The organism is Bradyrhizobium sp. UNPF46 (assembly GCF_006658625.1).
GTDB classification, from domain to species: domain Bacteria; phylum Pseudomonadota; class Alphaproteobacteria; order Rhizobiales; family Xanthobacteraceae; genus Bradyrhizobium; species Bradyrhizobium nitroreducens.
Map to the genome: position 1 here is coordinate 62,290 of NZ_LFJB01000075.1, position 12,022 is coordinate 74,311.

Genomic DNA, 12,022 nt, shown 5'->3' on the forward strand with positions numbered 1-12,022 from the left:
TCGATAGATCAGTTCTTGCGGTTCATCAGCGTGCCGGCCGTGTTCGCCGCCTTCATCATCGCCTCGCAGATTTCGGCGGCGCTGTCGCCGGTCTAGCTTCAGCCGATCAGCGACGAGCCGAGCAGAGCAAGGACGGCCAGCGCCATCAGCGCGGTGCCGAGCCAGCCCAGAGCGATCAGCCATGACCGGGCCCTGAAGCGGTCCATGATCGCGCGGCTCGAGACGATCAGCATCATCATCGCCATGATCGGGACCGCGACGATGCCATTGAGCACCGCGCTCCACACCAGCATGTGGATGGAGTCGATCCCGGTGAAGCCGAGGCCGAAGCCGATGATGGTTGCGGCGGCGATGATGGTGTAGAAGCCGACCGCCTCGCCCGGCTTGGCCTCCAGCGTCGCCCGCCAGCCGAAGATCTCCGCAACGCCATAGGCGGCCGAGCCCGCCAGCACCGGGATCGCGAGCAGTCCCGTGCCGATGATGCCGGTCGCAAACAGCGCGAAGGTGAAGTCCCCGGCGAGCGGCCGCAGCGCTTCGGCCGCCTCGGTCGCCGAATTGATCCTGGTGACGCCGTTCGCATGCAGCACGGAGGCCGTGGTCAGGATGATGAAGAAGGCGATGCCGTTCGAGAGCAGCATGCCCGAGAAGGTGTCGGTCCTGATGCGGTCGAGCTCGCGGCCGCCGCCGCGCTTGAGCTCGCGCAGCGGCTTGTCGCGCCTGCCCTGGTTCATCTCCTCGACCTCCTGCGAGGCCTGCCAGAAGAACAGATACGGGCTGATGGTGGTGCCGAGCACGGCCACGACCATCATGAGATAGTCGGCGTTGACGTCGGCCTTCGGCCAAACCGCGGCGAGGAGCGCCGTGCTCCACGGGATCTTGACGGTGAAGGCGGTCGCGACATAGGCGAACAGCGCCAAAGTGAGGAATTTCAGAACCGGCGAATAGCGGCGATAGGGCAGAAATACCTGGAGCAGGGTCGAGCCCGCCGCGAAGATCAGCGCGTGCTCGTGGTTGAGCCCGCCGATCACGAGCGAGAGCGCCTCGGCCATCGCGGCAATGTCGGCGGCGATGTTGAACGTGTTCGCCGCCACCAGCATGGCGACGAGGCCCAGCACCGCCCATCGCGGCGCGATCTTCATGACATTGGCGGCGAGCCCCTTGCCGGTGACGCGGCCGATCTGCGCGCTGACGAGCTGGATGGCGATCATGAACGGCGTGGTGAGAAACACCGTCCACAACAGCCCGTAGCCGAATTGCGCGCCGGCCTGCGAATAGGTGGCAATGCCCGACGGATCGTCGTCGGCAGCGCCCGTGATCAGGCCCGGCCCCAGCCTTTGCAGAAGCGTCGGCGAGGATTTCGTCGGAGTGAGGGCGCTGTCGCTCATCGAAGGGGACCTCGGTCGGGGGCGCGTTGTCATAGCAAATGCCAGCAAGGGAACGTAAGTTCCATGCGGCGCGAGAGGTCCGCAATTTCTGAAAAGGCTAATTCAGCTTGACTGCCGGGCAAAACACCGGTAGAGTGTCACCATCCCGGTATATCATCTCAAGACATCCGGCACCTTAAGGCCATCCGCGGAGTCCGCCCGCGTCGGCTGGCTGGATTTCGGGTGGAAGGCGTGCGCCGCCTCGTTACTTGATGCTGACGAACATGCCCCAGGCGGCGGCCAGCGCGGCGCCGGTGAAGAGCACCACGGGATTGTCGCAGAACGTGTTGCCGTATGTGCAGACGTCCGCGCCGAACTGTCCAAGCTCGTGATGGCTCGCCGAGTAGAACAATCCCGACAGCACCAGCAATGCAGCGGCGACGTAGTACATTGGCGTCTCTCCGAACCTTCCGATTGGCGTCCATGCAGGTGTCCCAGCATGGCGCGAAGAGATTTCGTTTCGCCGAATCCGCTTTGCTGCATTTAAGATAAAGTTTGACCTGTCGGGCAAAACACCGGCAGGATGACATCATGAGCGGGTGCCGGCGATCGCGATGGTGACCGGCCTTCGACAGCAAAAAGGCCCCGCATTGCGGGGCCTTTGCCGTGTTGGAGCTTGATCGATCAGCGCCGCGTGCCGGCGCCGTAGAGCTCGCGCTCGCGGCCGACGTCCTCCGGCGACAGCGGCGGGCTTGCCGCATCGAAGTCGGTCCAGCCGCTCTGCTGCCAGGCCGCGCTGCGCTCCTGCAGGTTCACGGCGCGCTCGTTGAGCAGCGCATCGAGGCGGGCGCGGTCCTGGTCGGGCACCCGCGCGGTCACCAGCGTGCCGCCGCGGCGAACGCCTTCGGCATAGCGCGAGGCGTCTTCCCTGGAAACGCCCGCTTCCGTCAGCGCGCCGATGATGCCGCCCGTGGCCGCGCCGGCCGCCGCACCGACGGCCATTGAAGCGAGCCAACCCGCCGCGACGACCGGCCCGAGGCCGGGGATCGCTAGCAGGCCGAGGCCGGCAAGCAGACCGGCCGCGCCGCCGAGGCCGGCACCGATGCCGGCACCGGTTCCGGCGCCCTCGGCGCGATCATCGACGCCGTCGCGATCGCGGTCGACCTTGCCGGAGCGAGAGCCGTACCAATTGTCGGAATTGTTGGCGACGATGCTGATGTCGGAGTGCGGCACGCCGGCTGCTTCGAGACGGGTCACGGCGCGCTCGGCATCGGCGTAATTGTCGTAAAGGCGAGAGATGGTGACGGTCATTGCTTGGTCTCCTGATTGGTTCGTTACTTCGCGGGGTTGACGTTGCCCTGGAAGTCCAGGCTGACGTCGGTCTTGGTGCCGGCCTTGTCGGCCTTGCCGCGCCAGACGCCCTGGTCGTCCTTCTTCAGGCCGGAGACGTTGGAATATCCCGCCTCTTCGATCTTCGACTTCGCCTGGCCTTCGGTAAAGCTGTTGCGGCCGGCGACCGGTTTGTTGGAATTGTTCCGGTCCGAGCTGTTGACGGCGTTGTTGCCCGGCCCGCTTTGCGCAGGCTGCGGCTGCGCGCCCGCAGGCACCGCTGCGAGCAGCAACATGGTCGTGGCGAGTAGAGTGAGACGTCGCATTTTTCTGTCCTCCGGCAAGTGAATGTGTCGGCGACAACAGGTGAGACTCGAATTGGTTGCTCGCGTTCGAAGCTTCCGAGTGCCGCAGCTGTCTTCGCGTTCGCTCCTTGCATCGATGCAAGCTCGGTCAACGAACGTATCGAAGGCGCGCGAGCTCGCGCGTGTTTGAAGAGCTCACGACCGCGTTCTTGTTCGGACCGCGGGGTTAGGAACAATTGTTCACTTTGGTACTTAGGAACCAGGTGTTTTCCGTGGACCGCCATGACCGACAAAAGCCAGGCAGAGCGTCTCGTACAGCGACCTCCACAGACGGGGCCTTCCTGCCCCGGCTGCCACACGCCATCGCGCTTCGTCACCTCGGTGCTCGACGTGAAGCAGGACAGGCAGATCCTGGTCTACCGGTGCGACACGTGCAGGGAAGAGACCTGGCGGTAGCGCCGCTGAGCCGAACGGAGCCGCAGGACAGCGCAGACGTAGTCTATTTTGCCGACGCATCAATCGATGCGGCACGAAAGACTGAGAGGCGCGTCACTTCACGGACTGCGCTTGGGCTTGCTTCGTGGCAGGCTCCCAAGGCGCGGGAAGGATGACTCGGATCGGGCGCGCTTCTGCGGCGCCTTGAGCAGCGGGCTGAGCTTGATCCTTGGCGGGATCGGCCAGAGCCGCGGACAGCAGTGCAATCAGCATCGCCAGCGAAGTCGCCACGAGTCTCAAATCCAGCATCGAAGCCTCCGGTTTCCGCATCAACGCGGGCGGCGCGAGTTGGTTCGTTCTCGACCGGGAACAAGTGGCAATTTTCGATGTTTGAAACAGACAGACCCGGATGACCGGGCTGCTGGAGGAGGACACGATGAACATCAAGACCATCATTGCCGCTGCCGTTCTGACGTCGGTCGCGGCTCCCGCATTCGCGCAGTCGTTCTACGTGGTGCAGGACGTCAAGACCAAGAAATGCACCATCACGGAGGCGAAGCCGACGACTACGGAAACCACCGTCGTCAGCGGCGACACCGTCTACAAGACCAGGACTGAAGCCGAGGCGGGCATGAAGACCGTCAAGGTTTGCACGTCGAACTGAGGAGAATGGCGATGCCTGTACTTTTGCTTTGGGCCGTCCCGGCCGTGATCGTTCTCGGTGGCGGCGTTTATCTGATCGGCCACATGCACTGAGGCAAGGCCCCGGCGCCGTGGACTCACGGCGTCGGGTTTTCGTGGAAAGTCCGCGCAAGCGGCAAGCAAAAGCCCGCGTGGAGCAATCCGCGCGGGCTTTCGGTCATGAACCGGCCTTGAGGAAAATCTGGCAAGCAGCCCTCAACCGGCGAGGGATACGTCGATCCGTCCAAGCCCCCGCACCGCCGGCAGCGACATCAGGCCGGGCTTGGCGAAATGATAACCCTGGAACAGCGCGATGCCGGCGGCCCTGAGAACCGCGAGCTCGGCCTCGTTCTCGACGCCCTCGGCCAAGACCGTGATATCGAGTTCGCGCGCCATGGCCGCCACGCCCGATACGATGACCTGCTTGGGGTGACTGAGATGGATGTCGCGCAGCAGCTCCATGTCGATCTTGATGAGATTCGGCTGCAGCCGGGCAAGCAGGCCGAGGCCGGCATAGCCGGCGCCGAAATCGTCCAGCGCGGTCCAGAAGCCGAGGGCCTTGTAGGCGCGCACGATGTTTTCGACATGCGTGGGATCGCTCATCCGCTCGTTCTCGGTGAACTCGAACATCAGATTGGACGCGGGGAAATTCGCCCGACGCGCGGCCTCGAGCGATTTCTGGATGCAGGCGCGCGGCTCGTACACGGCGTTCGGCATGAAATTGATCGAGAGGCGCGCGCGCGGATCGGCAAACAGCTTGCCTGCGGTTTCGATCGCCATGACGCGGGCGGCCTGGTCGAAGCGGTAGAGCTGATCGTCGGTGAGCTGGCTGAGGACGCTGTGGGCGTTCTCGCCGTTCGGGCCGCGCACCAGTGCTTCATAGCCCCAGATCCTGTTCTCGGCGACGTCGACGATTGGCTGGAACGCCATCTTGAATGCGAACGGCAACTCCTTTCCGTCGGCACATCCCGCACACTTCACGACCATTTTGCCAAACTCCCGCAGCCCTCGGAGAGGTGGACGTTATGGCGCAGCGGTTAAGGAACAGCGAAGCGGGGAGGCCGCCGCGGCCGGGTGCGCTCGGGTTCAATTGTGCACACAAGCCGGCTGGTGATCGGCGTTTCGGCGCGACGAAACATTGCTGAAACAGAGCTGAAACCCGATTGTCCTGAACTCCCTCGCGCCCGGTTCCGACCAACGGAGCGAAGAGGAGAGACACTCATGATCCAGATCGGTTCGAAGGAAGAAATCGCGTTCCTGCTGGCGCTGTTCGGCACCCACACCCAGCCGGTGAAGCGGCCGAAGCCGAAATCGCAGCAAAGGTAGAGAGGCTGAACCCATGCCAGGTTTGGCCGAATGCCAGAGCCTGCTCAGGCTCCTGATCGCCAGGGGCGATCCCAAGGCCATCCCGCTCGCCAAAGGCGCCATCGATCAATATCTGAACACGGCGCCGGTCAGCGCGCGGGGGCGCGGCCTGCGCGTGCTCCAGCGCGACGCGCTCGACCAGCATGGTGTGGCGGTCGGCGTGCAGCGCTCGTTCGCCGAGACGGTGGACGCCTATATCGCGTGCAAGCTCGCCGAGGAGTAGGGCGGCCGCCTGAGCTGGCGCGCTCATGGCACGCGACGCCTCCGGTCCCGTGATGCAGGTGACGTTCGGGCTCGAAGCCGTGATGCGCGCGTCGCGACCTCAATCACACGATCATTGATGCGTCAGAAGTCGGCAGCGGCTGCTCGGGGTCCAGCACGGCGACCTTCCGGCCGAGCTGCCAGACCTCGACCTTGCCGTGCCGCGTGAACTGTCGTGCGAAGCCGAGAGCGGACGAATCGGACGAAGCCTCGAACGGTTCGGCGGAACGAAAGACGCCGTTCTCGCCGACGAGATAAGCGCGATATTGTAGCGTCATGTCGGAGCCCTCAGGCCGGGCGAGCGCAGCCAGGCATCGATCTGCATGGCGGTCTCGTCCTGCCGCGCGCGGCGCAGCAGCATCTCGCGGCGGCGCCCCGGCGCGATCGCACGCGCTTCGTCGCGGCAGCGTGCGGCTTCGTCGGCGAGTCTTTCGTTGAGTGTTGTGGTCTGTTTGAAACGACGCCGCCTCAGCATGGCGTTGCTCCCTCGTTGGAGGAGGGCGGGAGCGCTGGTCGCGTTCTCATCACCGATCTTGTGCCAGGTGCCTTGCGGTGACGTATAAACCCTACGCCCGCCGCGACCGAGAGTCTGTATCTTTTGATAGGCTGCGGGGATCTAATTCCGAGCGCTCTTCCTGAGCTTTTTGAGCGACTTACTCAATTGAATGCGACGCAATAGTTAACCCTCGAAAGCGCACCGGCATCCTGAGAGAGGTGACGGCAGTCGCTGAGGGGACCGCTTGGCGGGTCAATAGTAGCGGAATCTCGCGAGTGCCGCGCCGATCGGCACGCGCTCACCGGCTGATCATGGGCTGAAGGCTAGGTCTCTTGCCACGTGTTACTTCGGTCAGAACACGTTCGACAACGAACTGAGACACATCCCTAAAAGAATCAAATTGTTTAATCATATGAGAGAGAAAGGATGCCTCGGCGAACCAGAACACCTGGCCATGAAATGACAACGAAGTTGATGGCATCACGACGTAATCCAGAATAGCGTCATTATCCTCCGCAAGTCGCAGCGCCACAACCCATCCTGGGGGCCACCTTACGCGGCGAACGAGCTTCCACTTTGGCGGATTTCTGACATATCGTCTGCAAGCGGATACTCGAAAGCAGATATTCACGGCGTCATCGACTCGGAGACACTCAGTCGACAAGTCAAAGGTGGCATTCCGCCCGGATTGCTCAAGGACTCTTTGTAGCAGTGCTGCATTTCCTCGCTGAATCTCTACCAACCTTTTGCGCCTATCAAGTTTGGCCCAGTAACTCTTATTGCCGGCATAGCCGATCATGCGGTAGAGATTCCGCAGAGTGCCGAAGTGCTTTAGATAGGTCGCCATAGACGGAAGGCCCGGGGCAGCGTCAATAATAGGCGCGCTCAACTTCCCTTTCTTCATGAGAAGTTTTCGAAGGCGCACCAGCATTTCTTCTTCCGATATTTTGACGCAACGTTGTTCTAGAGCGTTGCTCACCCTTCTAAAGACAATGTGATCAATAATCGGTTCAATGGCGCCCTCGCTCCTAACCCAGACCTCCTTAGGATTGGTGGTCCTCTTAGCTCCGAGCTTCCGCGAGAGCCTATTATACACCACGTTGCCAATGTAGGCTTCTCGACGCAGAAGTGCGCTGATCGAGCTCTGCGTCCACGGTCCTCCCCTGTTGGTCAAGACGCCCCGCTTGTTAAGCTCACGGGCGATTTCTTCTTGAAACGCCCCGTCGAGATATCGATTGAAGATCCATCGGACGACCTCGACCTTTTCGTCTGGTCCAGGAGCCAGCCTCACCCGATCTGTCGAGAGAAATTTGTGCTCACCCGCTTCTAACGTTCCTTTCCAACGGCACTCGTCGTCCACAACCTGTCGTTCTAACCCAAAGGGCGCTCGACCGCCCACTTTGAAGCCTTTCCTCGAAAGACGGACAGACGCCGCGTGAACTTTCGCGGAAAGCTCCCGGCTGAACTCAGCCGCCATAATTCTTTTGATATTCTTCACGATGCTGGAGAGTAAGCTGCCGTCATTGTCGAACTGTTCCGCACAATACGTAACTTTAACACCTGCTTTCCGGCAGATGAACTCGTAGTGCGCGCTCTCGTCGACGTCTTGAAAGCGGCCCCAGCGGCTGACGTCGAAGATCAGCAAATGCCCAAAGTCCGCCTGAAGAGAACTGACATCATCAATTAGTTTGGTTATTCCTTGTCTGTTTCTGATTGTTAGTCCGCTCTCGCCCGCGTCGCGATACGTGCGGACAATCTCTAAATTGTGAAGTTCTGCGTACGCGGCGATAACCGCCGCCTGATTTTCGATCGAGTATTGCTGATGGTCTGTGGACATCCGAACGTATTGCGCTGCGCGACGCTTGTCTTGCGGGCGAAGCGAACGACATTTGTGTGCAATGAGAGCTTTCGACATGGCCGTGACCGCGCCTTCCAAACACCAGTCGCTCATTGTTTGAATGAAAAATGTAACCGGGCCGAGCTGAAATACAATCAGCACTCCTGTCTTACTTAGCTGTCGATCTTCCTGTCCTTCGCAGAGAATGACGCAGCAGTTCCGCTTGTGGCCGATTCTGTTGAAGAAGGGCGGCTGTTGCGGCGCAGAGGGATCAATGATTCAGTCTGTCTAATTGGCAGGACTGAAGATCATGACGGGGCATCGACAAGTCGAACAGGCTGCGTTGTTCTATGAGTTCTCGCTCGAAAGGCATATTCCCACTGACCACTTGCTCTGGTCGATCGATAGATTTGTCGACCTTGAAAGGGTCAGCAGGCGCTGGCATCTTTCTGATGCGATGAGGTTCATCTCAATTTGGCCAATCGGTGGTTCTGCTGGCTCGGTCTGGATGGGGCGGTGCGGGGTCACTCGACATTCTCCAAGAACAGGCATGGCCGCTTCCGGCAGAGCGACCTTTAGGCAGCAGGCGGCCCGAACCACTGCGTCAATGCGGTCTCGAGTCCGGATTGGTTCTCGTCTCCCGCCCAAGCCACGTGCCCATCCGGCCGCACCAGCACTGCGACCAGCGTGGTGACCTGTCCGATCACCGGCAGCTCCCAGGGGCCAACCGTGCTGGCGTCGACCACATCGATGCGATGTTTCCAGGGCGCGATATCGGTGCCGCCTCGCTCGAAATGCGAGCATCACGCCGCGCGCGCGATGCAGCAGCGTGAACAGTCTCAGCTTCCGCCCTTCAACCATCAGCTCGAGATCGGGCATGCGCCGGCCGAGCAGGGCGTGGCCTTCGCCGAGATCGTAGGCGATGTCGAGGCCGCTCATCATGGCGCCAAAACGTTTGCGCGGCTCGTCCATGGCAAGCAGCTCCGCAATGGTGTCGCGCGCCGCCTTGAGGCCATCGTCGCCGCGGCGGAGCAGGGCGATCTGCGCCATGGTGTTCTTCAAGACGCGGGCGGCCACCGGGTGGCGCTCGACGTGATAGCCGTCGAGCAGGCTGTCGGGCGAGATGCCTTTGACCACCTGCGCCAGCTTCCAGCCGAGATTGACGGCGTCCTGCACACCGAGGTTGAGGCCCTGCCCGCCGACGGAGTGATGGATATGCGCGGCATCGCCGGCGAGCAGCACGCGGCCCTTGCGATAGGACCCGGCCTGCCGGGCCGCATCGGTGAAGCGGGAGATCCAGGCGGGATTCTTCACGCCGAAATCGGTGCTGTAGGCCGCGACGAGAGCATCGCTGAGATCGCGCAAGGTCGGCTCGCCGGTTCGCGCGAGCGTTGCTTCCGTCAACACGACCAGCACGCGTCCGCTCTCCGTCTTGCTGAGGCCGTGAAAGCCGAGCGCATCGTGGCGCAGGCCGAGCTGCGGCTCCTCGCTCATCTCCACCTCGGCCATGAGATTGCTGAGTGTCGGTGAGGAACCAGGGAAATCGATGCCGGCTGTCTTGCGAACCAGGCTGCGGCCGCCGTCGCAGCCGACGAGATAGTTTGTGCGCAACCGCTCGCCGCCGGATAGCGAGACATCGACGCCGGTCTCGTCCTGCACGAAGCCGGTGACCTCGCGATTGCGATAGAACGTGACCGCGAGCTCTTCGGCCCAGTCGGCCAGGATGCGCTCGACATGGTTCTGCCGCAGCGCGAGTCCGTAAGCGTGCCTTGTGGGGAGATCGCTGATCTCGAGCCTGGTCCAGGCAAAGCCGGCGAGCTGGACGATCTTTCCTTCGCGCAGGAAGCGGTCCGCGACGCCGCGCTGATCGAGGACCTCGATGGTGCGCGCATGCAGGCCCCCGGCGCGCGTCTCGACCAGCGTCTGGTCGGCGCGCCGCTCGACCACGGCAACGTCGACATCGGCGAGCGCGAGCTCGGCGGCCAGCATCAGGCCGGTCGGCCCGCCGCCGGCGATCACGACGTCATGGTCGGTCATTGTCTGGTTCGGCGCGTCGGCACTCTGGGCGCGGCGGCGTGAACGGGACGTCGGAAGCAGGACAGGCATATTGACCCCTCGGCTGGTGGCGTTGGATGTTCGTTGGGTCGGGGGTTCTACGGCAGGGGCGGGGACTTGAAGCAAGCCCGTTGCGCACCACATATTGAGCTGGGAGGAGGGACTCCTTCGACCGGGTTCGCCGCGTTGACACGTCGGGCAAAACACCGGCATATTGCCATCATCAGAAGAGTTCGGTTCAGCCCGCGCGGACGCCATCCGCTGCGGGTTTTTCAATGGGCGCGATGGTCAATGAATGCCTGTGGTGCGCTCGAGGATCTCGGCGAGTTCCTCGAACGAGAACGGCTTCCTGATCATCGGCAGGCCGCCGCGCCGGGGTTCGCGACCGGACAGTTGCAGCATCTTCAGCTCCGGGCGGACACGCTTGGCCAGCTCGGCCAGCTCATGACCATCCATGCCGGGCATGTTGATGTCGGTGATGAGGATCGAGATGTCCCGGTTCTGTCCGAGCCTTTCGAGCGCGTCCTCGCCGCTGTGGGCGCTGACCACCTCGCAGCCGAGATCCTCCAGCATGTCCACGACCACGTCGAGGACGGCGGGATCGTCGTCAACAACCAGCACAGTGTGCTTCATCGCACCAACGTTCCTTCCATCAATGACATCAACGCGGCCCCCGTCGGGTAAGTTCCGGCGCGCCTAATCGTCCTTCGACAAATCGCCGGGCTTGGTGGGAATCTCGATGGTGCCGCCCTCGCCGCGCACGAGGTCGCGATCCCCGTCTGCGGTTTCGGGGGACTCATCGAGGACGGTGTCTTGCTTGTTGCGCACCTTGCCGGCGTGCGGCTTGCCTTCGTTGCGCGGCTTGCGAGATGGCCTGGGTGTCATGACGGTTCTCCCGATCGACCAACTTCGCTGGAGCGCATTCGTTGGTTTGACACGTCGGGCAAAACACCGGCATGAATGACCTCATCGAGACGAGTTTGGTTCACCCGCGCGGATAACTTCCGCTGCGGGTTTTCTCGTCTCGATTTCGAGATCGGACGGCGGCGGCGCATTGCGGCCACGCACTCGCTTGATGCGCGTTCATGGAGCGCCGATCGGCGCGCCGCCTTCGGAACCATTGCTGGCCGTGCGCGCGCGAACGTGCCGGCCCGCGGCGCCGGGGCCAATTGCCAGCGCCGCTGCGGTCTCCGGAAACACGGAGATAGGGTTCGCGCCCGATACGATCGCGCCTCGCCTTGCGTGATCTGCCGCGCGTTTCTTTTCTCTGGAGGGAATAATGACAGCCTATCTGATATCGCTCGCCCTCGCGGGCCTCGTCGCAATCGTGCTGTGGGAGATGGTGTCGTGAGCGAGGATGTCGAGTGCGAGCTCGTTGGCGGGCCGTCCGCCCGGTCCGCGGCTAGGAAAATGGCGCGGCACGGACCCTGACCGAGATCCGATCGCTGGCGCGCGGCCACACAAGGACGGCCCTCAGGGTTCTCGTCGGGATCATGCGCAGCGATGATGCGACGCCGGCCGAGCGCCTCTCCGCGGCCAACGCTATCCTCGATCGCGGCCGGGGCAAGGCCGCACAGCCGGTCGAGAACAACGAAGACGGCGAAGCGATCCACTAGGTCGAGCGCGTCATCGTGCGTCCGGAAGACGCCGTCGAGGGCGATGCCGGGTCGAAGGCCTGAGATGCCGGCGTTTCGAATTGAGATTGCTCCTTTGACACGTCGGGCAGAACACTGGCAGAATGACATCATCGAAAAGTCTAAGTCGACCCGCGCGGGAAGCACCCGGCCGCGGGCTTCTTGTTTCGATGGACACGACGCCGAAGACCGTCGCCAAATGGGTCAAGCGCTTCCGCGCAGAAGGTGTGGATGGCTTGCTCGACCGCTCGTCGCGACCT

15 protein-coding genes and 2 pseudogenes are annotated in these 12,022 nt (G+C 62.6%); 5 read left to right on the forward strand and 12 right to left on the reverse strand.

The features are described 5' to 3' along the window. Window positions 1-98: 98 nt before the first annotated feature. The 5 genes from UNPF46_RS27450 to UNPF46_RS27470 form a co-directional block, all read right to left on the reverse strand. Window positions 99-1,385, reverse strand: coding sequence for an NRAMP family divalent metal transporter (locus UNPF46_RS27450; protein WP_142252078.1), 1,287 nt, complete (start codon window positions 1,383-1,385; stop codon window positions 99-101). Between the two features lie 244 nt (window positions 1,386-1,629). Beyond that, window positions 1,630-1,815, reverse strand: coding sequence for a hypothetical protein (locus UNPF46_RS27455; protein ID WP_100175394.1), 186 nt, complete (start codon window positions 1,813-1,815; stop codon window positions 1,630-1,632). Between the two features lie 233 nt (window positions 1,816-2,048). Further along, complete coding sequence (locus UNPF46_RS27460; protein WP_142252079.1) at window positions 2,049-2,675, reverse strand: general stress protein; 627 nt, start codon at window positions 2,673-2,675, stop codon at window positions 2,049-2,051. 23 nt (window positions 2,676-2,698) lie between these two features. Beyond that, window positions 2,699-3,019 (reverse strand): PepSY domain-containing protein, encoded by a 321-nt coding sequence (locus UNPF46_RS27465; protein WP_100180978.1) that lies wholly within the window; start codon window positions 3,017-3,019, stop codon window positions 2,699-2,701. Window positions 3,020-3,547: 528 nt separating this feature from the next. After that, complete coding sequence (locus UNPF46_RS27470; protein WP_142252080.1) at window positions 3,548-3,877, reverse strand: hypothetical protein; 330 nt, start codon at window positions 3,875-3,877, stop codon at window positions 3,548-3,550. Between UNPF46_RS27470 and UNPF46_RS27475 the strand changes: the two genes are divergently transcribed. Beyond that, a complete protein-coding gene (locus UNPF46_RS27475) occupies window positions 3,870-4,097 on the forward strand; it encodes a hypothetical protein (RefSeq protein ID WP_100180977.1) in 228 nt (75 codons plus the stop codon). The two genes, UNPF46_RS27470 and UNPF46_RS27475, sit on opposite strands and share 8 nt — an antisense overlap. A 233-nt stretch (window positions 4,098-4,330) precedes the next feature. On the opposite strand, the gene UNPF46_RS27480 is transcribed toward UNPF46_RS27475, so the two are convergent. Next, window positions 4,331-5,101 (reverse strand): EAL domain-containing protein, encoded by a 771-nt coding sequence (locus UNPF46_RS27480; RefSeq protein ID WP_142252081.1) that lies wholly within the window; start codon window positions 5,099-5,101, stop codon window positions 4,331-4,333. Between the two features lie 352 nt (window positions 5,102-5,453). On the opposite strand from UNPF46_RS27480, the gene UNPF46_RS27485 reads away from it, so the two are divergent. Further along, complete coding sequence (locus UNPF46_RS27485; RefSeq protein WP_142252082.1) at window positions 5,454-5,702, forward strand: hypothetical protein; 249 nt, start codon at window positions 5,454-5,456, stop codon at window positions 5,700-5,702. 103 nt (window positions 5,703-5,805) lie between these two features. Here the strand turns inward: UNPF46_RS27485 and UNPF46_RS27490 are convergent, their stop codons facing one another. From UNPF46_RS27490 to UNPF46_RS27500, 3 genes are all read right to left on the reverse strand, one after another. Further along, window positions 5,806-6,018 carry a hypothetical protein gene (locus UNPF46_RS27490; protein ID WP_100175388.1) on the reverse strand — a complete coding sequence of 71 codons (213 nt, stop codon included), beginning with the start codon at window positions 6,016-6,018 and terminating at the stop codon, window positions 5,806-5,808. Continuing rightward, window positions 6,015-6,215 carry a hypothetical protein gene (locus UNPF46_RS27495; RefSeq protein WP_100175387.1) on the reverse strand — a complete coding sequence of 67 codons (201 nt, stop codon included), beginning with the start codon at window positions 6,213-6,215 and terminating at the stop codon, window positions 6,015-6,017. The genes UNPF46_RS27490 and UNPF46_RS27495 overlap by 4 nt, the downstream gene beginning before the upstream one ends. Window positions 6,216-6,534: 319 nt before the next feature. Then, a complete protein-coding gene (locus tag UNPF46_RS27500; protein WP_246668746.1) occupies window positions 6,535-8,235 on the reverse strand; it encodes a recombinase family protein in 1,701 nt (566 codons plus the stop codon). Window positions 8,236-8,383: 148 nt separating this feature from the next. Between UNPF46_RS27500 and UNPF46_RS27505 the strand changes: the two are divergent. Continuing rightward, window positions 8,384-8,649 (forward strand): annotated as a pseudogene (locus tag UNPF46_RS27505) (transposase); the annotation flags it as partial. On the opposite strand, the pseudogene UNPF46_RS27510 reads toward UNPF46_RS27505, so the two are convergent. The 3 genes and pseudogenes from UNPF46_RS27510 to UNPF46_RS27520 form a co-directional block, all read right to left on the reverse strand. Continuing rightward, window positions 8,649-10,179, reverse strand: a pseudogene (locus UNPF46_RS27510) (FAD-dependent monooxygenase). The pseudogenes UNPF46_RS27505 and UNPF46_RS27510 sit on opposite strands and share 1 nt — an antisense overlap. A 237-nt stretch (window positions 10,180-10,416) precedes the next feature. Then, window positions 10,417-10,761, reverse strand: coding sequence for a response regulator (locus tag UNPF46_RS27515; RefSeq protein ID WP_100179105.1), 345 nt, complete (start codon window positions 10,759-10,761; stop codon window positions 10,417-10,419). Between the two features lie 63 nt (window positions 10,762-10,824). Continuing rightward, a complete protein-coding gene (locus UNPF46_RS27520) occupies window positions 10,825-11,013 on the reverse strand; it encodes a hypothetical protein (protein WP_142252083.1) in 189 nt (62 codons plus the stop codon). 608 nt (window positions 11,014-11,621) lie between these two features. Between UNPF46_RS27520 and UNPF46_RS27525 the strand changes: the two genes are divergently transcribed. Both UNPF46_RS27525 and UNPF46_RS38765 read left to right on the forward strand, forming a co-directional pair. Next, window positions 11,622-11,744 (forward strand): hypothetical protein, encoded by a 123-nt coding sequence (locus tag UNPF46_RS27525; RefSeq protein ID WP_347338557.1) that lies wholly within the window; start codon window positions 11,622-11,624, stop codon window positions 11,742-11,744. A 122-nt stretch (window positions 11,745-11,866) separates the two neighbouring features. Then, a partial coding sequence (locus UNPF46_RS38765) for a leucine zipper domain-containing protein (protein ID WP_502705505.1) occupies window positions 11,867-12,022 on the forward strand: 156 nt, incomplete at its 3' end.

What these genes read in the sequence shown, in the direction of transcription:
- UNPF46_RS27450 (WP_142252078.1), bottom strand. Translation starts at nt 1,385, where the DNA reads ATGAGCGACAGCGCCCTCACTCCGACGAAATCCTCGCCGACGCTTCTG.
- UNPF46_RS27455 (WP_100175394.1), bottom strand. Translation starts at nt 1,815, where the DNA reads ATGTACTACGTCGCCGCTGCATTGCTGGTGCTGTCGGGATTGTTCTAC.
- UNPF46_RS27460 (WP_142252079.1), bottom strand. Translation starts at nt 2,675, where the DNA reads ATGACCGTCACCATCTCTCGCCTTTACGACAATTACGCCGATGCCGAG.
- UNPF46_RS27465 (WP_100180978.1), bottom strand. Translation starts at nt 3,019, where the DNA reads ATGCGACGTCTCACTCTACTCGCCACGACCATGTTGCTGCTCGCAGCG.
- UNPF46_RS27475 (WP_100180977.1), top strand. Translation starts at nt 3,870, where the DNA reads ATGAACATCAAGACCATCATTGCCGCTGCCGTTCTGACGTCGGTCGCG.
- UNPF46_RS27470 (WP_142252080.1), bottom strand. Translation starts at nt 3,877, where the DNA reads ATGTTCATCGTGTCCTCCTCCAGCAGCCCGGTCATCCGGGTCTGTCTG.
- UNPF46_RS27480 (WP_142252081.1), bottom strand. Translation starts at nt 5,101, where the DNA reads ATGGTCGTGAAGTGTGCGGGATGTGCCGACGGAAAGGAGTTGCCGTTC.
- UNPF46_RS27485 (WP_142252082.1), top strand. Translation starts at nt 5,454, where the DNA reads ATGCCAGGTTTGGCCGAATGCCAGAGCCTGCTCAGGCTCCTGATCGCC.
- UNPF46_RS27490 (WP_100175388.1), bottom strand. Translation starts at nt 6,018, where the DNA reads ATGACGCTACAATATCGCGCTTATCTCGTCGGCGAGAACGGCGTCTTT.
- UNPF46_RS27495 (WP_100175387.1), bottom strand. Translation starts at nt 6,215, where the DNA reads ATGCTGAGGCGGCGTCGTTTCAAACAGACCACAACACTCAACGAAAGA.
- UNPF46_RS27515 (WP_100179105.1), bottom strand. Translation starts at nt 10,761, where the DNA reads ATGAAGCACACTGTGCTGGTTGTTGACGACGATCCCGCCGTCCTCGAC.
- UNPF46_RS27520 (WP_142252083.1), bottom strand. Translation starts at nt 11,013, where the DNA reads ATGACACCCAGGCCATCTCGCAAGCCGCGCAACGAAGGCAAGCCGCAC.
- UNPF46_RS27525 (WP_347338557.1), top strand. Translation starts at nt 11,622, where the DNA reads ATGCGCAGCGATGATGCGACGCCGGCCGAGCGCCTCTCCGCGGCCAAC.